Here is a 21,442-nt window from a genome sequence, read left to right as displayed (position 1 = left end):
CGCTCGCGCGAGTGCGGGCCCGCGCTATATGTATTTATTTTGAGAGACGGCTAGCTTACGGCTTTATTCGAACCGTGTCGAACGCGCGCGCCGATGGCCATGTCGCAGGCAGGGGGAACCGTCGGACCTAGGCTTCGCGCACGGCAATGCGCGTGTCGCCGAGCAGGACGACCTGGCCCGCGCGGATCTTGCAGGTCTTGCGCAGCTCGACCGCGCCGTCGACTTTCACCGCGCCGGACGCGACAATCAGCTTCGCGGTGCCGCCGCTGTCCGCGAGGCCGGTGATCTTGAGAAGGTTGTGCAGCTCGACGTATTCGCCGGTCAGCGTGAAATCCAGGTTGGGCATGACGAAGAGGGGGCGCAATGCGCGGGAGGAATCGCCTCGCATCATACGGCACCGCGGGCCGGCGCGCGAGCGCGGCCGGCCGCCGGAGGCAGATGTTAGGGAATGTGAGCCATTCGTCAGTAAATGAAACGGTGGGTAACAGTCTGAGAGATTCGCGAACCGGCCGTGCCGGCCGCGGGTCTTTTGTCGTACCTGCTGCGTGTTGCGGCGGGGACGCACCGGACCGCATCGCTGCGGTTCGGGCTCACAACTTCCTGAGGAGAATTGCCATGTCCAAGATTCGTACGATGCTGATCGGTGCCGCGCTGACGGCGTTCGCCACTTCGGCCGCATTTGCCCAGACGGGCACGGCGGTGCAGGGCGCTGCTGGTGCCGGCGTACAGGCGCAGACGCCGGCTGCGGGCGCTGGTGCCGGCATGCAGGGCAGTGCGGGCGCGAATGCGTCGGGTAACGCGGCTGGCGGTGCAACCGATGCGGTCGGCGCGGCAGCCGACGGCGCGAAGGATACCGCGTCGTCGGCCGTCCATTCGGCCAAGAAGCACACGAAGCATGCCGCGAAGTCGGCCAAGAGCCATGTCGGCTCGGCCAAGGCGAAGGCCGGTGAAGCGACCGAAGGCGGCGCGTCGGTCGGCGCGGAAGGCGGTGCATCGGCCCAGGGCGCCACGCAGTAAGCGGTGCCCGACGCCGCGCGACGCTCGTCCCGGACGACGCGTCGCGACGGTGGCCATCCAACGGCCCGGTTCGCATTGCGCGAATCGGGCCGCTTCCCTGTGTCGATGCGATCGGGCGTGCCGTTACGGCCGCCGTTGGCTTTGTCCTTGTCCCTGGCCCGGCGCCGGCCGCGCGGCAGCCGGGGTGAATACGCTGCGCAGCCACGCGGCGAGGCGGGCGAAGACGTCGTACGGTTCCTCGACGAAGATCTCCGGCTTCAGCAGCCGCAGGTACTCCATGATCTGCTGCGCTTCCTGCTTCTGGAACGAGCCGTGCGAGAGCCCGAGCCGCAGCAGTCCGCGCAGTTCGCCGAGCTTGTCGCGCGCGGTGCTGCCGACGCTCATCTCGCACGCGAGCTTGGCCTCGTAGACTCGTTGTCGCAGCGATTCCGCGAGCCGCCACGCAGGCGTCTGCATCAGTTCCTCGAGCGTCTGGATGTCTTGCGCCGCCCCCTTGATCTGCGATGCGAGCGGATCGATCAGCGACGGGTCGCCCTGGGCTTCGGCGACGATCGCTTTTGCCCAATCGCGGCACGCCTTCGCGAGTTCGTCGGGGGTCCATTCGGAGCGCGACGCGAAGCCGAAGCCGAATTCGCCGGCCTGTCGCATCAGGATCGCGACGACGTCCGGAAATTCCTTGTCGAGCGTGCGTTTTGCCCACGCGTACTGACCGCCTTGCAGCATCCGCTGCACTGCGTGCTCGGTCAGCGGCACCATGTTGTCGAGCAGTTTGGCGCGCAGGAAATCCTCGAACGACGGCGTCGCGAACTGCGGGTCGAGTTTCAGCGACACGCGGACGAACGCGTCGTAGTCCTTGCGCAGGGACTCGAGCGTGTCGTCCTTGAGGGAAAGGGTGATCTGGCCCATGAATCGTCTCGATGGCGGCCCGCGCAAGCCGATGGCCGGCACGGCGCACCGGGACGGGCGCAGCGTCGACTGACCGGTGCGCGCCGAGGCCGGTGGCGGGTCTTCATTCCCTATATCGGCGTGCCGGGCGGAAACTTGAGCGCGCGCAACCGAGCGTGTACTCAGGCGGGCGGCCAGTGGGGCAGCACGACCCCTTGCCAGAAAAAGAACACCGCGAGCCCCGCCGCGATCGTCACGAGCGGGCGGCGGGTGGCGGCCGACACGAGCACGGCAGCGAGCGCGCCGATGAGCTGTGGATTGCGCCAGGTCAGCTCGGCCGTGCCGCCGTGCGGCGAGACGGCCATCGGCACGATGATCGCGGTCAGCACGGTGACGGGCACGAAGCCGAGCGCGGTCCGCACGAGCGGCGGGAAGGTTAGCCGTTCGCCGAACAGGAACAGCGTCGAGCGGATCGCGTAGGTGATGACGGCCATCCCGAGAATCAGCAGCGCGTAGCTCACGATGCAGCCTCCGTGCGCGAGCCGGCATGCGTGCGTTCGTGCAGCAGCGTGAGTGCGACGCCGATCGCGACGCCGGCGGCGACTGCGCCGAGCAGCCCGAGCTTGTACGGCCAGCCCTGCCAGAAGTAAGCGAGCGTGCCGGCCGTCACGGCCGCCGCGAAATAGCGCAGCGTGCCGAGTTGCGGGACGACGATCGCAATGAAGGTCGCCGCCATCGCGAAATCGAGACCGAGCGACTGCAGGCCCGGGAAGGCCGCGCCGAAGCCGATCCCCGCGAGCGTCCAGACCTGCCAGTTCAGGTACATCGCGAGCCCCGAGCCGAAGAAGTAGTGGGGGCCGATCGCGCCCGGCGGGAAATGCCGGTAGTGCGCATAGGCGACCGCGAACACCTCGTCGGTCATCAGCGCGCCGAGCGTCGCACGCCAGCGCAGCGGCAGGTGGGCGACATAGGGGGCGAGCGTTGCGCTGTACAGCAGGTGACGCAGGTTCACGATCAGCGTGGTCGCGAGCACGACGACGAAGCTCGCGCTGCCCGCGATCAGGCCGAGCGCGATGAACTGCGCGGAGCCCGCGAACACGGCGAGCGACATCAGCGCACCATGCCACGCGGCGAGCGGGCCGCCGCCAACGAGCGTGCCGAAAATCACGCCGAACGGGGCGGCGCCGATCATCATCGGGATCGTGTCGCGCGCACCGTCGAGCCATTCGTTCAATGGGCGGCGGGCAGGCGATGCGGGGGTGGGATTCAAAGGGTGCTCCTCCATGAACTGGAGGATAGCGGGCAGGGGGTGTGCCGGCTTGTATGTTCTTGCGCTTGCGGGATGCAGCGGTGCCGGTGGTATCGCGGCGATGGGCCCGACGCTGCGCGTCAGCTCGCCTGCCAGCGCCCGGGCGGCACGCCGAACATGCGTTTGAAATGCCGGGTGAAGTGGCTTTGGTCGACGAAACCGCTGGCCGCCGCGACGTCGGCGACGGGCACGCCCGCGCGCAGCGGCGCCAGCGCGCGCTGCAAGCGCAACTGGTTGCGCCACGCGTGCGGTGGCATGCCGGTCGTGCGGGTGAACAGGCGCGCTGCATGGAACGGCGACAGGCCGGCCGCCTGTGCGACTTCGTCCAGCGTGACCGTGCACATGAGATCGGCGGCGAGGCACTCGCGCATCGCATCGACGCGCGGTTCGTCCGCTGCGAGCGGCGCGGGTCGCGGCAGTGCGTCGGCATGGCGCACGATCAGCGTCGACAACGCATCCAGCATCGCCGTTTCGGCAGCGAGCGGATCGTAGATGCGCGGGGCGCCCGTCATCGGATCGTCAGCCGGCTGCCCGTGCGGCTGCGACGGCAGGGCGCGCTCGCTGCCGGCCTCCATCATCCGGTGCGCCAGCGCGAGCCTGGCCGCGAGATCGTCATCGCGAATCACGTCGGGCGCAAACCACGGCGCGTCCTGCGGGCGGCCGGCGATCGCGCTGGTGAGTTCGCGGATGAATTCGACCGGCATGTAGCTGACGCGATAGCACCAGCCCTCGTCGGCTGCGCGCGAACCCGTATGCACCTCGCCGGGATTGATGACGGGCACGGAGCCGGTTTCGGCGACATAGCCGCTGCCGCGATAGGTGAAGCGTTCCGCGCCTTCGAGAATCACGGGGATTGTGTACGCATCGTGCCAGTGGGGCGCGAACGTGTGGTCGCGATAGGTGGCCGTGACGAGATCCGCATCCGGCAGCAGCGGCGTGCGCCAGTAGCGTGCGGAGTCTGGAAGGCGGGTGGCGGACATGATCGGGCGCGGAAGCGGTCGAATCGACAGTGTATCGCTCGCGCGCCCGGCAGGCGCAGGCTTTACTTGACCGGAATCGTCGTGCCGGCCGGCATCGGTACGGCGGTGACGGCGTTCTTCGGGCTGCCGCTGACGATGCGGTCGCTGTAGGTCAGGTAGACGATCGTGTTGCGCTTCGCGTCGACCACGCGCACGACGTGCAGGGTCTTGAAGATGAACGACATGCGCTCGCTGAACACGTCGGTCTGCTGCTTGAGCGGCTCCTTGAAGCTGATCGGGCCGACCTGCCGGCATGCGATCGACGCTTCGCTCGGATCCTCGGCGACGCCGAGCGTGCCCTTGATCCCGCCGGTGCGGGCGCGCGACACGTAGCAGGTCACGCCGTTCACGACCGGATCGTCATACGCTTCGACGACCACGCGATCGGAGCCGGTGACGCGGAAATGGGTGTTGACGCTGCCGACTTCCTCCGCGTGCGCGAGCGGTGCCGCGGCGAATGCGGAAAGCAGGAGGGCGAAGGGGGCGGAGCGGAGGAGACGGTGCTTCATCGACGGAACCGGATGCGAATGCGGGACAGAGACTCTAGCATGCGCGCGACCGGGCGATGAAAGCGCAAAGGCGGGCCGGAAAAACAAAAGGCCCGTCGATTGACGGGCCTTTCGCTATTTGGCTCCCCGACCTGGGCTCGAACCAGGGACCTACGGATTAACAGTCCGGCGCTCTACCGACTGAGCTATCGGGGAATAAATCGGTACATCTGCATGCTTGTTTGTCTACCAGCAAAAAGCCCGTCCACTTTCAACGGGCCTTTGCGTTTTTGGCTCCCCGACCTGGGCTCGAACCAGGGACCTACGGATTAACAGTCCGGCGCTCTACCGACTGAGCTATCGGGGAACAAACAACAACAGCAGAGAAACGAGATTATATGGAGCGTTGATCAGGTCGTCAATACTTTTGAGCCGCGGCGCACAAAAAAATTTCTGCGGCCGCTGTGCGATCAGCGCTCGAGCAGGTGCAGCTTGTCCTGCACGTCCTTCCACTCGTCCGCGTCGGCCGGTGCCGGCTTGGTCTTCGTGATCGACGGCCAGTCCTTCGCCAGCTCGGCGTTCAGCGCGGTGAACTGCTGCTGGTCGCCCGGAACGTCTTCTTCGGCATAGATCGCATTGGTCGGGCACTCGGCGACGCACACGGCGCAGTCGATGCACTCGTCCGGATCGATGGCGAGAAAGTTGGGACCTTCACGGAAGCAATCCACCGGGCACACATCCACGCAGTCCGTGTATTTGCACTTGATGCAGCCTTCGGTCACAACGTGAGTCATTAAAACGCTCCTGCTTGGCGGTATATATGGGGTGGCGTTTGCGCCAAAACCGGCATTGTAACTGAAGCGCAAAACCCGCATGGCGTGGTCGGCTATCCGGCTTATATCGTTTCGTGATTAGTTTATGGGCATGCGGAAGGGGGCGCCGACGGGGGCGCACGTACCGCACGCCGGAGTTACGGTGCGACCGGAGCAGGGCGACAGGCGGTTTCACGATGGTCGGGCCCGCATTCGGGTAACATGGCCGACAGACCGGGCGGCGCGCGGTGCGCCGGGGCCCTGTCACGATATTGGCGGTGCCGTAATCATGATCATCACTTCGCTGCTCGACACGGATCTCTACAAGTTCACGATGATGCAGGTCGTCCTGCATCACTTCCCCGCTGCAAGCGTCGAATACCGTTTCCGCTGCCGCACGCCCGGCGTCGATCTCGTGCCGTACATCGACGAGATCCGCGACGAGGTGCGCGGCCTGTGCGCGCTGCGTTTTGCCGACGTCGAACTCGACTACCTGCGGCGGATGCGCTTCATCAAGAGCGATTTCGTCGATTTTCTCGCGCTGTTCCACCTGAACGAGAAATACATCTCGATCACGCCGTCGCCGAAGGGCAACGGTGAAATCGACATCGAGATCACGGGGCCGTGGCTGCACACGATCCTGTTCGAGATCCCGGTGCTCGCGATCGTCAACGAAGTGTATTTCCGCAACACGCAGCGCGAGCCCGACTATCGCGAAGGCCGCGAACGGTTGTGCGAGAAAATCAAGCTGCTCGGTGCGAAGCCCGAGTTCGCCGACTGCAAGATCGCCGACTACGGCACGCGCCGGCGCTTCTCGAAGGTCTGGCACGAGGAAGTCGCGCTCACGCTGCGCGACGGCCTCGGCCCGCAGTTCGCGGGCACCAGCAACGTGCTCTATGCGATGAAGCACGACATCACGCCGCTCGGCACGATGGCGCACGAATACCTGCAGGCCTGCCAGGCGCTCGGCCCGCGGCTGCGCGATTCGCAGATCTACGGCTTCGAGATGTGGGCGAAGGAATACCGCGGCGACCTCGGGATCGCGCTGTCGGATGTCTACGGGATGGATGCATTCCTGAACGACTTCGACATGTACTTCTGCAAGCTGTTCGACGGCGCGCGCCACGATTCGGGCGATCCGTTCGAATGGGGCGAGCGGATGCTGCGCCATTACGAGTCGAACCGTTGCGACCCGCGGACCAAGGTGCTCGTGTTCTCGGACGCGCTCGACATCCCGAAGGTCATGCAGTTGTACGAACGGTTCCGCGGCCGCTGCAAGCTCGCGTTCGGTGTCGGCACGAACCTCACCAACGATCTCGGCTACGTGCCGCTGCAGATCGTGATCAAGATGGTCCGCTGCAACGGCCAGCCGGTCGCGAAACTGTCGGATTCGCCGGGCAAGAGCATGTGCGACGACAAGGCGTATCTCGCATACCTGCGCCAGGTGTTCGGCATCGCGCAGCCGGTCGAGGAAGACGCGTCGAAGTAAGCGTCGGCCGAACGGCCAAAACTGCGTGGCGGCGAGGTCGGCCGGTATAATCCGACGTATCGCCCGCCAACGTCACGAGGACCGTTCATGGACACTTCCGCTGCCCGTCGCCAGATCCTCGCGCGCATCCGCGCGGCACAGGGGCGTGCGGCCGAACCCGATGCGGCTGAGCGCGAAGGCGTTGCCGACTATCTTGCCCGTCATCCGGAAGGCCCGCGCCCGCCGGCGCCGGCCGATCTCGTCGCGGCATTCGTCGACGAAGCGGCGCGCCTGTCGACGACGGTCGACGAAGTCGCGACGCTTGCCGACGTACCGGCCGCCGCGGCGCGCTACCTTTCTGCTCAGGGCCTGCCGACGCAGGCCGTTGCATGGCGCACGCTCGCCGATTTCGACTGGGCGGGCGCAGGCCTGTCGGTCGAATGCCGCAAGCCGCGCGACGGCGATCTGGTCGGCCTCACCGGCTGTTTTTGCGCGACCGCCGAAACGGGCTCGCTGGTGCTGTTGTCCGGCCCCGACACCTATGCATCGGCCGGCCTGCTGCCGGAAACCCACATCGCAATCGTTCCCGCGTCGCGGATTGTCGCCGGTCATGAAGACGCATTTGCGCTGATCCGCTCGGAGCGCGGCGAATTGCCGCGCGCGGTCAATTTCGTGTCGGGCCCGTCGCGCACGGGCGATATCGAGCAGACCATCGTACTGGGTGCGCACGGCCCGTACCGCGTACACGTGATCGTCGTACGGGGCGCATGACGCGCCCGCTGCATCCACTACCACTCGTACAAGGAAGTTCTGCATGAAACGACATGCCGCCTGGGCGGGCATGGCGTCGGGGATTGCGCTTGGCGCCGTTCCCGCGCTTGCATCGGCCGCAACGCTCGACGGTGCCACGCTGTCTGCACTCTGGGGTATCCCGTTCGCCGGGATCCTGCTGTCCATCGCACTGTTCCCGCTCGTCGCCCCCGTGTTCTGGCATCACCATTTCGGCAAGATTGCGGCCGGGTGGGCGGCCCTGTTCCTGATCCCGTTCGCGTTCGCGTTCGGCGCGGGCACCGCGTTCGGCACGCTCGTGCATGCACTGCTCGAGGAATACATCCCCTTCATCGTGCTGCTCACCGCGCTCTATACGGTCGCGGGCGGCATCTGCGTGAACGGCAACCTGCACGGCACGCCGAAGCTGAACACCGCGATCCTCGCGCTCGGCACGCTGCTCGCGAGCGTGATGGGCACGACGGGCGCTGCGATGCTGCTGATCCGGCCGCTGCTGCGCGCCAACGACAACCGCAAGCATGTCGTGCACGTCGTGATCTTCTTCATCTTCCTCGTCGCGAACGCGGGCGGCTCGCTGTCGCCGCTCGGCGATCCGCCGCTGTTCCTCGGTTTCCTGAATGGCGTGAGCTTCTTCTGGACGACCACGCACCTCGCACTGCCGATGCTGTTCATCTGCGTCGTGCTGCTGACGCTGTTCTTTATGCTCGATACGTACTTCTACCGGAAGGGCGGCGAGGAGCGGCCGGCTGTGCTCGACCCGACGCCTGACAACGACAGGCTGTCGATCGACGGCAAGATCAATTTCGTGCTGCTTGCGGCCGTGATCGGCCTGGTGCTGATGAGCGGCGTGTGGAAGCCGGGCATCACGTTCGACGTGTGGGGCACGCACGTCGCGCTGCAGAACCTCGTACGCGACGTCGCGCTCGTGGGCGTCACGCTCGCGTCGCTCGCGCTGACGCCGCGCTCCGCGCGCGAGGGCAATGCGTTCAACTGGGCGCCGATCGAGGAAGTCGCGAAGCTGTTCGCGGGGATCTTCGTGACGATCGCACCGGTGATCGTGATCCTGCGCGCCGGTGCCGACGGCGCATTCGCGCAGATCGTTCATCTCGTCACGGGGCCGGACGGCAAGCCGATCGACGCGATGTACTTCTGGGCGACGGGCATCCTGTCGTCGTTCCTCGACAACGCGCCGACCTATCTCGTGTTCTTCAACCTTGCGGGTGGCGATGCGCAGTCGCTGATGACGACCGGCGCGTCGACGCTCGCCGCGATTTCCGCCGGCGCGGTGTTCATGGGCGCGAACAGCTATATCGGCAACGCGCCGAACTTCATGGTGAAGGCGATCGCCGAATCGCGCGGCGTGAAGATGCCGAGCTTCTTCGCGTATCTCGGCTGGGCGCTGGTCGTGCTGATACCGGTATTCCTGCTGACGTCGTGGATCTTCTTCACGGCGTAAGCTGACGATTTTCAACCTAGAGCGGGCGGTCCCAGCGGCGCATGGCGTGCTGCGATCCGTCCGCGGCATGCGGAGATGGCGATGCAGAAGATCCTGGTCGCGCGTCCGATCTTTCCGGACGTGATCGAGCGGCTCAAGCAGTATTTCGAAGTCGACTGGCACAACGGCGACGCACTCGCTCCCGACGCGCTTGCCGCGCGTCTGGCCGACAAGGACGGCGCGTTGACGGCAGGGGACCCGGTCGGCGCGGCCGAGCTCGCGGCGGCGCCGCGCCTGCGCGTCGTGGCGAACATGGCGGTCGGCTACAACAATTTCGACATGGCCGCGTTCAACGCGGCGAACGTGCTCGGCACCAACACGCCCGACGTACTGAACGAGTCGACTGCCGATTTCGGCTGGGCGCTGATGATGGCCGCAGCACGCCGGATCGCCGAATCCGAGCACTGGCTGCGGGCCGGCCACTGGCAGAAGTGGGCGTACGACGGTTTCCTCGGCAGCGACATTTACGGCTCGACGCTCGGCGTCATCGGGATGGGGCGCATCGGCCAGGCGCTCGCGCGTCGCGCGCGCGGCTTCGGGGTGCAGGTGATCTATCACAACCGGTCGCGCGTCGCGCCCGAGATCGAGGCCGAGCTGAATGCCGAATACGTGTCGAAGGATGCGCTGCTCGCGCGTGCCGATCACGTCGTGCTCGTGCTGCCGTACACGAAGGAGAACCATCACACGATCGGCGCGGCCGAGCTCGCGAAGATGAAGCCCACCGCGACGCTGACCAACATCGCGCGCGGCGGGATCGTCGACGACGCGGCGCTGGCCGTCGCGCTGCGCGACGGGACGATCGCCGCGGCCGGCCTCGACGTGTACGAAGGCGAGCCGACCGTTCATCCGGCGCTGCTCGAAGTGCCGAACGTCGTGCTGACGCCGCATATCGCGAGCGCGACCGAGAAAACGCGCCGCGCGATGGCGAACCTCGCCGCCGACAACCTGATTGCCGCGCTGGGCGAAGGGCCGCGCGCCGGGCAGCCGCCGAATCCGATCAACCCTGACGTGATCGGGAAGCCGCGCGCATGACGATGACGTTGTTGCTTGCGGCGGTCGTCGTGCTGGCCGTCGCGCTTGCGGTCGCGATCGTCGCGCTCGTGCGTGGCGGTGGCCGCCACGACGATGCGGCAGTCCTGGGTGACCAGATCGAGGACGCCGCGCATGCGCAGGCGCGCGCGGTCGAGCGGCTCGAACGCGAATTGCGCGGCGAGATCGTCGAGAACGCGCGCGGCTCGCGCACCGAGCTGGCCGGCAGTTTCGCGCAGCTTCAACAGACGCTCGCCGCGCAGCTGACGAGCGTGGCGACCGTACAGAACAACCAGATCGAAGGTTTTGCGCAGCAGCTCGGCAAGCTCGTCGCCGGCAATGCGCAGCAGTTCGACGCGATGCGCGAGAGCGTGCAGCGCCAGGCGCAGCAGGCGCGCGAGGAGCAGACGGGCGCGCTCAGGCTGTTCGGCGACACGTTGAACCGCCAGCTCACGCAACTGACCGAGGCGAACGACCGCCGGATCGGCGAGGTGCGCGCGACGCTCGAACAGCGGCTGAAGGAAATCGAGACGAACAACGCGGCGAAGCTCGAGGAGATGCGCCGCACCGTCGACGAGAAACTGCACGCGACGCTCGAGCACCGGCTCGGCGAATCGTTCAAGCTCGTGTCGGACCGGCTCGAGCAGGTGCATCGCGGGCTCGGCGAGATGCAGACGCTCGCGGCGGGTGTCGGCGACTTGAAGAAAGTGCTGACCAACGTGAAGACGCGCGGCACCTGGGGTGAAGTGCAGCTTGAGGCGCTGCTCGAGCAGATGCTGACGCCCGAGCAGTACGCGAAGAACGTTGCGACGGTGCCGAAGAGCAGCGAGCGCGTCGAGTTCGCGATCCGGCTGCCGGGGCGCGAGGCCGGCACGCGCGATGCGCCGCCCGTGTGGCTGCCGATCGACGCGAAATTCCCGCGCGAAGACTACGAGCGGCTGATCGACGCGCAGGAGCACGCCGATGCGGTGGCGGTCGAGGAAGCGGCTCGCGCGCTCGAAGCACGCGTGCGGCTGGAGGCGCGTACGATCGCCGAGAAGTACGTCGCGCCGCCGCACACGACCGACTTCGCGCTGCTGTTTCTGCCGACCGAAGGGCTCTATGCGGAGATCCTGCGTCGCCCGGGGCTGACCGACCTGCTGCAGCGCGACTATCGCGTGACGGTTGCCGGCCCGACGACGCTCACCGCACTGTTGAACAGCCTGCAGATGGGTTTCCGTACACTCGCGATCGAGCAACGGTCGAGCGAGGTGTGGCAGGTGCTCGGCGCGGTGAAGACGGAGTTCGGCAAGTTCGGCGACGTGCTTGCGCGCACGAAGTCGCAGCTCGAAACGGTCACGCGTTCGATCGAGGCCGCCGAGCAGCGCACGCGCGTGATGAACCGCAAGCTGAAGCAGGTCGAGGCGCTGCCAGGCGATACGGCGGCAGGGCTGCTCGGCGCGGAAGGGGTAGACGGTGCCGATGCGGACGACGCATGACGCACATGGCCGACATCGGCCGGGAAGCAAAAACGGGCGCTGCGGCGCCCGTTTTCTTTTGAAGCGCTTGCCGGCGTGGCCGGCCCGCGGTCAATGGCCGGCGAGCGTATCCAGTGCGTCGCCCATGACGCGAACGATGCGCCAGTCGGGCAGCACGGTTGCGCCCATCTTTTCGTAGAAATCGATCGCCGGCTGGTTCCAGTCGAGGACCGACCATTCGAAGCGCCCGCAACGGCGCTCGACGGCCAGCGCCGCGAGGTGGCGCAGCATCGCGGTGCCGAGGCCCGTGCCGCGCTGCGACGGCTGCACGTACAAGATCCTCGAGATAGAGGCCGCGACGGCCGAGGAACGTCGAATAATTGTGGAAGAACAGCGCATACGCGACGATCGCGCCGTCGTGCTCGGCCACTCGCGCTTCGGCGGCAGGCTGATCGCCGAACAGCGCGTCGGCGAGATCGGCCTCGGTCGCGACGAACAGGTGCGTGAGCTTCTCGAACTCGGCCAGCTCGCGCATCAGCGCGAGGATCGCGCCGACGTCGTGTGCTTGGGCCGCGCGGATCAGCGGTGTGCCGCTCACGCTTCCTCCGGCGGATCGGACAGCACGATCTCGATGCCGCCGAAGCGCGATGCGACCCAGTTGTATGCGTGGCATGCGATCCACAGCAGCACGAAGCCGAGGATCGCGTTCAGCAGCAGCGCGCTCAGGATCGTGCTCAGTTCGACCATTCCGTAACGAATGTACGCGACGAGAATGCCAAGCAGCACGATCGGCACGCTGAACGTCAGGTAGACGAGGATCAGCGCCTTTGCGGTCTGCCCCGCGGCGATCGACGAAATTTGCTTCTTCATGTATGGATTGCCCCCGTAGAGATATACCGATAGTGGAATTCAGATCAGGCCGTCGAGCGGCAGGATGTCGACCGGGGTGCCCGCGTCGACTGCCGCGGTATCGTGGCCCAGGACGATGAAACAGTTGGCGGCCGACAGGCCGCTCAGCGATGCGGAACTCTGCGAGCCGGCCGGCGCGACGTGCCAGCGGCCGTCGGCGGCGCGCGTCGCGATGCCGCGCAGGTAGTCGGTGCGGCCCGGGCGCGTCTTCAGCGCTTGCGTGCTGAGTGCCGTATGCATCGACGGCGGCTGGGCCTGTGCGCCGGCCAGCGTCAGCAGCGCGGGACGCACGATCGCGTAGAACGTCACGGCAGACGCGACCGGGTTGCCGGGCAGCCCGAAAAACAGTGTGTGACCGGCGCCATCGGCCGCGCGTGCGAGCGTGCCGCACGCGAGCGGCCGGCCGGGACGCAGCGCGAGGCTCGCGAACGTCACGTCGCCGAGCCGGGCCATGACGTCGCGCGTGAAGTCGGCTTCGCCGACCGATACGCCGCCCGACGTGATCACCGCATCGGCCTGCGCGGCGACGGCACCGCGCAATGCGGCTTCGAGCGCGGCGGGATCGTCGCGGACGATCCCGAGATCGACCGCTTCGACATGCAGTCTTTCGAGCATCGCGATCAGCATCCCGCGATTGCTGTCGTACAGTGCGCCGGGGCCGAGCGGCTCGCCGGGCTCGCGCAGTTCGTCGCCGGTGGAGAACACGGCGACGCGCACGCGTCGGCGTACCGAAACCTCGGTGACACCGAACGACGCAAGCAGGCCGAGATCGGACGGCCGCAGGATGCGGCCCGCGGCAAGCGCGCACGCGCCGCGCGCGAGATCCTCGCCGGCCTTGCGGCAGTTCGCGCCGCGCGCGATGTAGTGCGAGGAGAAGCGGATCGTGTCGCCGTCGGCGCGCACGCGTTCCTGCGGAATCACCGTATCGCAGCCGGCCGGCATCGGCGCGCCCGTCATGATGCGCACGCATGATCCGGATGCCACGGCGCCGTCGAACGGATGGCCGGCGAGCGCGGTGCCGGCGACCGTCAGCGCGACCTCCGCTGGCTGCGATGCTTGCGTGCCGGCGCTGCCGTCGAACGCATAGCCGTCCATCGCCGAGTTGTCGTATGCGGGAATGTCGAACGGTGCGTTCACGTCGGCCGCGAGCACGCGGTCGAGCGCATCGCGCAGCGTCACCATGTCACACGCGTCGACCGGCACCGCGAAGCGGCACGCGAGCGCCTGCGCGTCGGCGAGCGACAGCGGGGCATCGGAATCGGGTGCGGTTCGGGGGGCGGGCGAGGATTGCGTGATCATCAGTCGGACTGCGCCGCAAGGCGTATCGGGTTCGTGGCCGGTGGCGCGAGGAGGGTGCCTGGGCGCGGGTTTCACGTGCGGCGGGCACCGGGCGGGAACCGTACGGGTGCCGTCAGCGGCGGGCCAGCGCGGCGAGTTCCTGCCAGGAGTTGGCATTGTAAAACGCACGCTCGTCGTGAAACTCGACTTCGACCGTCTTGTGGCGTGCGTACCACGCACGCACCTTGCGGTCGCCGGCGGCGAGCCGGGCGGCGAGATCGTCGGCCAGCGACGTGCGCAGCAGCGCGAACGTCGGCTGTGGCGAGCGCACGTGTTGCGCGTCGACGGTCACTGCCATGGCGATGTCGGCCTGCTGCGCGTCGAGCGCCGCCTGCAAGCGTGCGACGAGGTCGGCGGGCAGATAGGGCGTGTCGCACGGCGAGCACACGACGAGCGGCGCGCGTGCCGCTCGCATGCCGGCGAGCAGGCCCGCGAGCGGGCCGGGGAAGTCGGGCGTTTCGTCCGCGACGATGCGCGCATCGAACGGCGCACCGAGTTCGGCATAGCGATCGGCATGGCGATTCGCGCTGATCAGCGTCTCGTCGACCTGCGGCGAGAGCCGGCTCAGCACGTGCAGCGCGAGCGGCGTGCCGTCGAGCAACTGCAGGCCCTTGTCGACGCCGTCCATGCGTGTGGCACGCCCGCCTGCGAGCAGCAGGCCGGCAATCGAGGGAAAGGCGGAAGCGGGCATGGTCGAGGGCAGGAAGGGCGGCGTGCGTCAGCCGCCGATATATGACATTTCGACCCGCTTGCCGGCGCCGTCGGGCACGGCGTCGGCAGACGCGCTGCCGCGCAGTTGCGAATAACGGTCGGTGCGGGCTTGCCAGATGCGGGCGATCGCGGTCGCGATCTCGGCGTCGCTCGCGCCGCCGCGCACGAGCGCGCGCAGGTCGTGGCCCGTCGACGCGAACAGGCACAGGTACAGCTTGCCTTCGGTCGACAGCCGCGCGCGCGTGCAGTCGCCGCAGAAGGCCTGCGTGACGCTCGAAATCACGCCGATCTCGCCGCTGCCGTCCGCATAACCCCAGCGCTGCGCGGTTTCGGCCGCCGTGTGGGGATCGAGCGGCACGAGCGGGAAGTGTTCGGCGAGCCGCGCGATGACGTCCGCCGACGGCAGCACCTCGGTCATGTTCCAGCCGTTCGACGTGCCGACGTCCATGTATTCGATGAAGCGCAGGATCACGCCGGTCCCGCGGAAACGCTCGGCCATCGGCAGGATCTCGCTGTCGTTGGTGCCGCGCTTCACGACCATGTTGACCTTGACCGGCGCGAGGCCCACGGCCTGGGCCGCGAAGATGCCGTCGAGCACGTCGGCGCTCGCGAATTCGGCATCGTTCATGCGCTTGAACAACGTATCGTCGAGCGCGTCGAGGCTGACCGTCACGCGCGTGAGCCCGGCGTCCTTCAGCGCGCGCGCCTTGCGAGCGAGCAGTGAACCGTTGGTCGTGAGCGTCAGGTCGAGCGGGCGGCCGTCATGCGTGGTCAGGCGTGCGAGGCGCTCGATCAGGAATTCGAGATTCTTGCGCAGCAGCGGCTCGCCACCGGTGATGCGGATCTTCTCGACGCCATGTGCGACAAAGAGTCGCGCCACGCGTTCGATTTCCTCGTGCGTGAGCAGCGCGCTGTGCGGCAGGAACGGGTAGTCCTTGTCGAAGACGGCGCGCGGCATGCAGTACACGCAGCGGAAGTTGCAGCGATCCGTCACCGAAATGCGCAGGTCGCGCAGCGGCCTGGCGAACGTGTCGGCCAGCGTGCCGTCCGGGGCGTGCGCGACGCCGGAGACGTCCGGCATCCCGCTGACGTCGGCGAGAGGAATGATGCGTCGGGACATGTTGAAAGAAGTGCGAACCAGGCCTCTATTTTAGCCGCAAGCGGCGGGTCGGTCCGGTGGGCGGAAACCCGCAGCGCGGACGTGAAAAAGCCCGCCGGAGGCGGGCTTTTCCTGGTCGGACGATGCGTCGATCAGTGATGCGTCGTTTCGACCTGCTGCATCGGGGCCGTATCGACCGGCGGCAGCGCCTTGCGTTCGCGCTGCACGCGAGCCGGACGCGGGAGGCGCGACGCGGCTTCCTGCGCAGCGGCGAACTTGCCGGCGTCGGTGTTCACCCAGACGAGACCAGCCTGCTCCAGCACGGTATCCAGGCTCGCCGAAGCGGGCGCGGCTGCCGGTTGGGCCGGAGCGGGGGCCGGTGCCGGTGCGGGTGCCGGTGCTGCCACGGCTTCGACCGGTGCTGCTTCGACATGGGCCGGCTCGACAGCCACCGGAGCGGCTTCGGTCGTCACGGCCGGTGCAGCTTGCTCGACGGGTGCCGGTCGCGGCGCCTCGACAGCGACAGGTGCTGCCGGCACTTCGAACGCGTCGGTCGGCGAAACCGCGACCGGCGCCGGGCCGGCTTTAGTCGCGACGGCCGGTGCGACCGGTGCCGGTTCTGCTGCCTGGGCGACAACGGCTGCTTCGACCGCCACTGCTTCGACGTGTACCGGCGCCGGCTGCGGCTCGACAGCGGCCGGTGCTGCCGGTTCGGCATGGTGCTCGACCACTGCTTCGACGACGACGGCACTTGCCGCGGCGGCTGCCACGACGACTGCCGGTGCGGCCGTGTGGGCCGGTTCGGCAGCAGCCGGTGCTTCCGGCGTCACGGCTTGCACCGCAACTTCACCTTCTGCGCCTTGCTCTGCGTGGTCGACGACTGCGCCGTCTTCCTCGCGCTCACGACGACCGCCGCGGCGGCCGCGACGGCGACGGCGACGTTCCTCGCCATCACGCGCGCCGGCTTCCGCGTCGGCTGCCAGCTCGGCGTCGGGCAGGGCTTCTGCGAGGGCCTTGTCGGCTTCCGGTTCCGGATGCGCTTCGCCACGGTTGACGGTTTCCAGCGTTGCCGCATGCTGGGTCGGCTTGCGGCGCTCACCGCGCTCGCGACGTTCGCCGCGTTCCTGGCGCTCGCCACGACCGGCTGCTTCGACGCCTTCCGGCTGCTCGATACGCTCGCGCGGTTCGCGGTTCTCACGCGGTTCGCGCGGCTCACGGCCTTCACGCGGGCCACGGCCCTCGCGACCTTCGCGGTTCTCGCGCGGTTCGCGCGGCTCACGGCTTTCACGCGGTTCGCGGCCTTCACGCGGCTCACGAGCCTCACGCGGTTCGCGCACTACCTTGCCTTCGCGTTCCTGGCGTTGCGGCTGGCCACGGCCTGCCACAGCCTGGTCGCGACCGCCCTGTGCCTGCTGGGCGCCGCCACGACGATTGCGGTTGCGATCGCCGCCGCGTTCGCCACGCTGCTCGGACTTCTCGGTGCGTTCGCCGCGAGCCGGACGGGCTGCCTGCTCCTTCGCCGGTGCCGAAGCAACCGGTGCGGGTGCGGGCGCCGGCGACACGCCGAACAGGCCCTTCAGCCAGCCGATGAAGCCGCCGCTGGCCGGCGCCACAGGCGTGGGCGCTGCAACGGGTTCGACCGGGCGCTGCGGTGCCGGGCTCGGGGCCGGACGCTCGGGCGTGATGCCCTTGACCGCGGCTTCCTGCTTCGGCTTCACTTCCGCCGCGCGCTTGCTGTAGCCGGTTTCCGACTCGAGTTCGCGGGCTGCTTCCTCGGCCATCTTCCAGGACGCGCGCGGATCGTCGAGACGTGCGTCGTCGTGGCGCAGGCGCTCGAGCTTGTAGTGCGGCGTATCGAGGTGCTTGTTCGGGATCAGCACGATGCCGACCTTGAAGCGCGACTCGATCTTGTTGATTTCCTGACGCTTTTCGTTGAGCAGGAAGGCGGTCACCTCGACCGGCACCTGGCAGTGGATCGCCGCGGTGTTTTCCTTCATCGCTTCTTCCTGAATGATCCGCAGGACCTGCAGCGCGGACGATTCGGTATCGCGGATGTGGCCGGTGCCGTTACAACGCGGGCAGGTCACGTGGCTGCCTTCCGACAGGGCCGGACGCAGGCGCTGGCGCGACAGTTCCATCAGGCCGAAGCGGGAGATCTTGCCCATCTGGACGCGCGCGCGGTCATGCTTGAGCGCGTCTTTCAGGCGCTGCTCGACTTCGCGCTGGCTCTTCGCCGATTCCATGTCGATGAAATCGATCACGATCAGGCCGCCGAGGTCGCGCAGGCGGAGCTGGCGGGCGACTTCGTCGGCTGCTTCGAGGTTCGTGCGGGTCGCCGTTTCCTCGATGTCCGCGCCCTTGGTGGCACGCGCCGAGTTCACGTCGATCGCGACGAGCGCTTCGGTGTGGTCGATCACGATCGCGCCGCCCGACGGCAGCGGCACCGTGCGCGAGTACGCGGTCTCGATCTGGTGTTCGATCTGGAAGCGGGAGAACAGCGGCACGTCGTCGTGGTAGCGCTTCACCTTCGCGACGTTGTCCGGCATCACGATATCCATGAATGCGCGGGCCTGATCGTGGATTTCGTTCGTATCGATCAGGATTTCGCCGATATCGGGCTGGAAATAGTCCCGGATCGCGCGGATCACGAGGCTCGATTCCAGGTAGATCAGCATCGGCTGGCCGGCATTGCCGCTTTGCGACGCCGCTTCGATCGCGCGCCACAGTTGCAGCAGGTAGTTCAGGTCCCACTGCAGTTCCTCGGCGCTGCGGCCGATGCCCGCGGTACGGGCGATCATGCTCATGCCGTCCGGGATCTGCAGTTGCGCCATCGTCTCGCGCAGTTCCTGACGCTCGTCGCCTTCGATCCGGCGCGACACGCCGCCGCCGCGCGGATTGTTCGGCATCAGCACCAGATAGCGGCCGGCGAGCGAGATGAACGTGGTGAGGGCAGCGCCCTTGTTGCCGCGCTCTTCCTTCTCGACCTGGACGATCAGCTCCTGGCCTTCGCGCAGGGCATCCTGGATGCGCGCGGAGCGCATGTCGATGCCTTCCTTGAAGTACTGGCGGGCAACTTCCTTGAACGGCAGGAAGCCGTGGCGGTCTTCGCCGTAGTTGACGAAGCACGCTTCGAGCGACGGCTCGATACGGGTGATGACACCTTTGTAGATATTGCCTTTGCGCTGTTCGCGCCCGGCTGTCTCGATGTCGATGTCGATGAGCTTCTGCCCGTCGACGATGGCGACGCGCAGCTCCTCCTGCTGCGTCGCATTGAACAGCATGCGTTTCATGAACGACTCCAGGCGGCTCTGCTGGCGGCGCCTCGCGGTTGTCAGTCGCGAGGGCGGGAACGACGGCAGGCCGCGCCTTGTTGTGTTGTCACAAGCACGCTGGAGCGGGAACGATGGCGGGGAGAATTGCCTGAAGAGGCGCTTGGGCCCGAAAGACGGGGCCGGCGGCCATAGGGCACCTGCGAACACGGCTTCAAAGCACGGCGTCCACACACCGCACGCTGTCAAAGCGCGCTAAGCCTGAGGCCGGGCACTGCCGCGGGGCGCGTCGTCATGCGACGCGCGTGCCAACGGGCGGCAGATGCTGCGGCTTGGGCCGCAGCGGGGAGTATCGAATCCAGCCCGACTTTCCCGCCTGGGGTGTACTTCCCTGGTTTGACGTCGCCAGGCTCCGCACGCTTCGCGGAGCCAAATCGGGCGCAACGCCGTAATTTTCGCAACCGGCAGCCTGCGCGGACGCACTTCGCGCCGTCGGGCTGCCGATCAAATTCTTTTCAACCAACTTTCCGTTACCGCGGCGCCTTGCCGACCGAATCCGCCTGTGGGCGCGATCCTTGCCGACGGGCGGCGCCGTGCGTGCAACTTGCTGCATCTCTTTGATTAGGGGTGAGCAGCAGACCCCCGGCGCAAGTAAAATAACGGTTTGCGCTTGCGCCTTGCCCGGATGGTCCGGGCCGGCCGGTGAGGCCGCCCGCAACGTCAGGCTGGGCAAAATTATATTCAGTATGAACGAGTTAGGCAAAATATCCCAGAATTCGGTCGCAAGCGGCCAGGTATCGATGCTCGAGATCGACGAAAGCTCGGTCGGTCAGCGTATCGACAATTTCCTTTTGCGCGTCTGTAAAGGCGTGCCGAAAAGCCATATTTACCGGATCCTTCGCAGCGGCGAAGTGCGCGTGAATAAGGGGCGGGTCGACGCGCAGTACCGGCTCGCGTTCGGCGACATCGTCCGTGTGCCGCCCGTCCGCGTGGCCGCAGCCGACCTCGCGCGCGCCGAAGCCACCATCGTGCCGCCCGCGCACTTCGACGTGCTGTTCGAGGACGACGCGATGCTCGTCATCAACAAGCCGGCCGGGGTCGCGGTCCACGGCGGCAGCGGCGTCGCGTTCGGCGTGATCGAGCAGATGCGCCAGGCGCGTCCGCGCGCGAAATTCCTCGAACTCGTGCACCGGCTCGACCGCGAGACGTCCGGGATCCTGATGCTCGCGAAGAAGCGCACGGCGCTGGTGGGCCTGCACGAACAGATCCGCGAGAACAAGATGGACAAGCGCTACTTCGCGTGTGTCCACGGTGAATGGCAGTCCGACTGGGGGCGTCGCCGCGCGGTGAAGGCGCCGCTGTTCAAGTATTCGACCCCGGAAGGGGAGCGCCGCGTGCGTGTGCAGGACGACGGGCTGCCGTCGCACACGGTGTTCAACCTCGTCGACCTTTGGCCCGAGTACGCGCTTCTCGAAGCGGAACTCAAAACGGGTCGGACCCATCAGATCCGTGTGCACCTCGCGCATCTCGGCCTGCCGATCGCCGGCGACGCCAAGTATGGCGATTTCGCACTGAACAAGGCGCTGGCGCGCGCGAATGCGCAGCCGTCGTTGAAACGGATGTTCCTGCATGCGTACCGGCTGCGGCTCGCTCACCCGCTGACCGGTGAGGCACTGCAGTTCGATGCGCCGCTGCCGGACGAATGCCGGCGCTTCCTCGACCAACTCAGCGCACTGCGCGATACCGCCTGAACCGCATGGCTCGACAGCAATTTGACCTGATCGTCTTCGACTGGGACGGCACGCTGATGGATTCGACTGCGCACATCGCGCACAGCATCCAGGCTGCATGCCGCGATCTCGGCCTGCCCACGCCGTCCGACGAGGCGTCGCGCTACGTGATCGGCCTCGGCCTGCGCGATGCGCTGCAGATTACAGCTCCGACCCTGGATCCGTCCGACTATTCGCGGCTCGCCGAGCGCTACCGCTATCACTATCTGCTCGACGACCAGCGGATCGAGCTGTTCGCCGGCGTGCGCGAACTGCTCGCCGAGTTGCGCGACACGGGCTATCTGCTCGCCGTTGCAACCGGCAAGGGTCGGGTCGGGCTGAATCGCGTGCTGGACCAGTCGAAGCTGACGAGCCAGTTCGATGCGACGCGCTGCGCCGACGAAACCTTCTCGAAACCGCATCCGGCGATGCTGCATGAACTGTCCCGGGAATTGGGGCAGGACCTGTCGCGCACCGTGATGATCGGCGACACGACGCACGACCTGCAGATGGCCGCGAGTGCCGGGGCGGCCGGCGTGGGCGTCGCGTATGGCGCGCACACGGCCGATGCACTGGCTA

20 protein-coding genes, 2 tRNA genes and 1 pseudogene are annotated in these 21,442 nt (G+C 67.2%); 8 read left to right on the top strand and 15 right to left on the bottom strand.

All coding sequences use genetic code 11. From position 1 onward, the window contains the following. Positions 1–127 precede the first annotated feature (127 nt). Positions 128–346: an RNA-binding S4 domain-containing protein gene (locus G3O00_RS21190; protein WP_006486208.1), complete on the bottom strand. Its 219-nt coding sequence runs from the start codon at positions 344–346 to the stop codon at positions 128–130. A gap of 269 nt (positions 347–615) precedes the next feature. Between G3O00_RS21190 and G3O00_RS21185 the strand changes: the two genes are divergently transcribed. Beyond that, complete coding sequence (locus tag G3O00_RS21185; RefSeq protein ID WP_041492780.1) at positions 616–1,017, top strand: hypothetical protein; 402 nt, start codon at positions 616–618, stop codon at positions 1,015–1,017. A gap of 123 nt (positions 1,018–1,140) precedes the next feature. On the opposite strand, the gene G3O00_RS21180 is transcribed toward G3O00_RS21185, so the two are convergent. From G3O00_RS21180 to fdxA, 8 genes are all read right to left on the bottom strand, one after another. Then, on the bottom strand, positions 1,141–1,923 hold the full coding sequence (locus G3O00_RS21180) for a DUF4088 family protein (RefSeq protein WP_174934568.1): 783 nt from the start codon (positions 1,921–1,923) through the stop codon (positions 1,141–1,143). A gap of 161 nt (positions 1,924–2,084) precedes the next feature. Continuing rightward, entirely contained in the window at positions 2,085–2,423 is a 339-nt protein-coding gene (locus G3O00_RS21175) for an AzlD domain-containing protein (RefSeq protein WP_206144218.1), read from the bottom strand. Beyond that, positions 2,420–3,187: an AzlC family ABC transporter permease gene (locus tag G3O00_RS21170; RefSeq protein WP_206144217.1), complete on the bottom strand. Its 768-nt coding sequence runs from the start codon at positions 3,185–3,187 to the stop codon at positions 2,420–2,422. The genes G3O00_RS21175 and G3O00_RS21170 overlap by 4 nt, the downstream gene beginning before the upstream one ends. A 104-nt stretch (positions 3,188–3,291) precedes the next feature. After that, the gene (locus tag G3O00_RS21165) at positions 3,292–4,191 is read right to left on the bottom strand and encodes an AraC family transcriptional regulator (RefSeq protein WP_206144216.1); all 900 of its coding nucleotides are present in this window, start codon (positions 4,189–4,191) and stop codon (positions 3,292–3,294) included. A gap of 62 nt (positions 4,192–4,253) precedes the next feature. Next, a complete protein-coding gene (locus tag G3O00_RS21160; protein ID WP_011351383.1) occupies positions 4,254–4,739 on the bottom strand; it encodes a CreA family protein in 486 nt (161 codons plus the stop codon). Positions 4,740–4,858: 119 nt separating this feature from the next. Further along, positions 4,859–4,934, bottom strand: a tRNA-Asn gene (locus tag G3O00_RS21155). A 75-nt stretch (positions 4,935–5,009) separates the two neighbouring features. Beyond that, a tRNA-Asn gene (locus G3O00_RS21150) sits at positions 5,010–5,085 on the bottom strand. 103 nt (positions 5,086–5,188) lie between these two features. After that, positions 5,189–5,512, bottom strand: coding sequence for a ferredoxin FdxA (fdxA, locus tag G3O00_RS21145; RefSeq protein WP_011351384.1), 324 nt, complete (start codon positions 5,510–5,512; stop codon positions 5,189–5,191). A 307-nt stretch (positions 5,513–5,819) separates the two neighbouring features. Between fdxA and pncB the strand changes: the two genes are divergently transcribed. The 5 genes from pncB (at position 5,820) to rmuC (ending at position 11,789) form a co-directional block, all read left to right on the top strand. After that, complete coding sequence (pncB, locus tag G3O00_RS21140; protein ID WP_174934571.1) at positions 5,820–7,019, top strand: nicotinate phosphoribosyltransferase; 1,200 nt, start codon at positions 5,820–5,822, stop codon at positions 7,017–7,019. A gap of 87 nt (positions 7,020–7,106) precedes the next feature. Next, positions 7,107–7,769, top strand: coding sequence for a lactate utilization protein C (locus G3O00_RS21135; protein ID WP_174934572.1), 663 nt, complete (start codon positions 7,107–7,109; stop codon positions 7,767–7,769). Between the two features lie 43 nt (positions 7,770–7,812). Further along, positions 7,813–9,243, top strand: a complete 1,431-nt coding sequence (locus tag G3O00_RS21130) for a sodium:proton antiporter (protein ID WP_174934573.1) — start codon at positions 7,813–7,815, stop codon at positions 9,241–9,243. 81 nt (positions 9,244–9,324) lie between these two features. Next, positions 9,325–10,314, top strand: a complete 990-nt coding sequence (locus tag G3O00_RS21125; RefSeq protein WP_206144215.1) for a D-glycerate dehydrogenase — start codon at positions 9,325–9,327, stop codon at positions 10,312–10,314. Then, on the top strand, positions 10,311–11,789 hold the full coding sequence (rmuC, locus tag G3O00_RS21120) for a DNA recombination protein RmuC (protein ID WP_206144214.1): 1,479 nt from the start codon (positions 10,311–10,313) through the stop codon (positions 11,787–11,789). The genes G3O00_RS21125 and rmuC overlap by 4 nt, the downstream gene beginning before the upstream one ends. A 90-nt stretch (positions 11,790–11,879) precedes the next feature. On the opposite strand, the pseudogene G3O00_RS21115 reads toward rmuC, so the two are convergent. The 6 genes and pseudogenes from G3O00_RS21115 to G3O00_RS21090 form a co-directional block, all read right to left on the bottom strand. Then, positions 11,880–12,366: pseudogene (locus G3O00_RS21115) on the bottom strand (GNAT family N-acetyltransferase). Continuing rightward, a complete protein-coding gene (locus G3O00_RS21110; RefSeq protein WP_006476519.1) occupies positions 12,363–12,638 on the bottom strand; it encodes a hypothetical protein in 276 nt (91 codons plus the stop codon). Before G3O00_RS21110 ends, G3O00_RS21115 begins: the two are co-directional and overlap by 4 nt. Before the next feature lie 39 nt (positions 12,639–12,677). After that, positions 12,678–13,976 carry a gephyrin-like molybdotransferase Glp gene (gene glp / locus G3O00_RS21105; RefSeq protein WP_206144213.1) on the bottom strand — a complete coding sequence of 433 codons (1,299 nt, stop codon included), beginning with the start codon at positions 13,974–13,976 and terminating at the stop codon, positions 12,678–12,680. 112 nt (positions 13,977–14,088) lie between these two features. After that, entirely contained in the window at positions 14,089–14,706 is a 618-nt protein-coding gene (gene mobA, locus G3O00_RS21100) for a molybdenum cofactor guanylyltransferase MobA (RefSeq protein WP_206144212.1), read from the bottom strand. Between the two features lie 27 nt (positions 14,707–14,733). Then, complete coding sequence (moaA, locus tag G3O00_RS21095) at positions 14,734–15,846, bottom strand: GTP 3',8-cyclase MoaA (protein ID WP_206144211.1); 1,113 nt, start codon at positions 15,844–15,846, stop codon at positions 14,734–14,736. 131 nt (positions 15,847–15,977) lie between these two features. Continuing rightward, on the bottom strand, positions 15,978–19,115 hold the full coding sequence (locus G3O00_RS21090; RefSeq protein ID WP_206144210.1) for an Rne/Rng family ribonuclease: 3,138 nt from the start codon (positions 19,113–19,115) through the stop codon (positions 15,978–15,980). Positions 19,116–19,840: 725 nt separating this feature from the next. On the opposite strand from G3O00_RS21090, the gene G3O00_RS21080 reads away from it, so the two are divergent. Together G3O00_RS21080 and G3O00_RS21075 are read left to right on the top strand one after the other, a co-directional pair. Continuing rightward, positions 19,841–20,845 (top strand): RluA family pseudouridine synthase, encoded by a 1,005-nt coding sequence (locus tag G3O00_RS21080; RefSeq protein WP_174934615.1) that lies wholly within the window; start codon positions 19,841–19,843, stop codon positions 20,843–20,845. Positions 20,846–20,850: 5 nt separating this feature from the next. Then, the coding region (locus G3O00_RS21075) for an HAD-IA family hydrolase (RefSeq protein WP_206144209.1) at positions 20,851–21,442 on the top strand (592 nt) is incomplete at its 3' end.

Origin of the sequence: Burkholderia sp. Ac-20384, assembly GCF_017104605.1 — a bacterium.
GTDB lineage: Bacteria > Pseudomonadota > Gammaproteobacteria > Burkholderiales > Burkholderiaceae > Burkholderia > Burkholderia lata.
Note: the sequence above shows the minus strand (reverse complement) of the source record. Positions and strands in the feature narration are given on the sequence as shown.

Coding starts and splice junctions, on each gene's coding strand:
- G3O00_RS21190 (WP_006486208.1), bottom strand. CDS start 346: ATGCCCAACCTGGATTTCACGCTGACCGGCGAATACGTCGAGCTGCAC.
- G3O00_RS21185 (WP_041492780.1), top strand. CDS start 616: ATGTCCAAGATTCGTACGATGCTGATCGGTGCCGCGCTGACGGCGTTC.
- G3O00_RS21180 (WP_174934568.1), bottom strand. CDS start 1,923: ATGGGCCAGATCACCCTTTCCCTCAAGGACGACACGCTCGAGTCCCTG.
- G3O00_RS21170 (WP_206144217.1), bottom strand. CDS start 3,187: ATGGAGGAGCACCCTTTGAATCCCACCCCCGCATCGCCTGCCCGCCGC.
- G3O00_RS21165 (WP_206144216.1), bottom strand. CDS start 4,191: ATGTCCGCCACCCGCCTTCCAGACTCCGCACGCTACTGGCGCACGCCG.
- G3O00_RS21160 (WP_011351383.1), bottom strand. CDS start 4,739: ATGAAGCACCGTCTCCTCCGCTCCGCCCCCTTCGCCCTCCTGCTTTCC.
- fdxA (WP_011351384.1), bottom strand. CDS start 5,512: ATGACTCACGTTGTGACCGAAGGCTGCATCAAGTGCAAATACACGGAC.
- pncB (WP_174934571.1), top strand. CDS start 5,820: ATGATCATCACTTCGCTGCTCGACACGGATCTCTACAAGTTCACGATG.
- G3O00_RS21135 (WP_174934572.1), top strand. CDS start 7,107: ATGGACACTTCCGCTGCCCGTCGCCAGATCCTCGCGCGCATCCGCGCG.
- G3O00_RS21130 (WP_174934573.1), top strand. CDS start 7,813: ATGAAACGACATGCCGCCTGGGCGGGCATGGCGTCGGGGATTGCGCTT.
- G3O00_RS21125 (WP_206144215.1), top strand. CDS start 9,325: ATGCAGAAGATCCTGGTCGCGCGTCCGATCTTTCCGGACGTGATCGAG.
- rmuC (WP_206144214.1), top strand. CDS start 10,311: ATGACGATGACGTTGTTGCTTGCGGCGGTCGTCGTGCTGGCCGTCGCG.
- G3O00_RS21110 (WP_006476519.1), bottom strand. CDS start 12,638: ATGAAGAAGCAAATTTCGTCGATCGCCGCGGGGCAGACCGCAAAGGCG.
- glp (WP_206144213.1), bottom strand. CDS start 13,976: ATGATCACGCAATCCTCGCCCGCCCCCCGAACCGCACCCGATTCCGAT.
- mobA (WP_206144212.1), bottom strand. CDS start 14,706: ATGCCCGCTTCCGCCTTTCCCTCGATTGCCGGCCTGCTGCTCGCAGGC.
- moaA (WP_206144211.1), bottom strand. CDS start 15,846: ATGTCCCGACGCATCATTCCTCTCGCCGACGTCAGCGGGATGCCGGAC.
- G3O00_RS21090 (WP_206144210.1), bottom strand. CDS start 19,115: ATGAAACGCATGCTGTTCAATGCGACGCAGCAGGAGGAGCTGCGCGTC.
- G3O00_RS21080 (WP_174934615.1), top strand. CDS start 19,841: ATGAACGAGTTAGGCAAAATATCCCAGAATTCGGTCGCAAGCGGCCAG.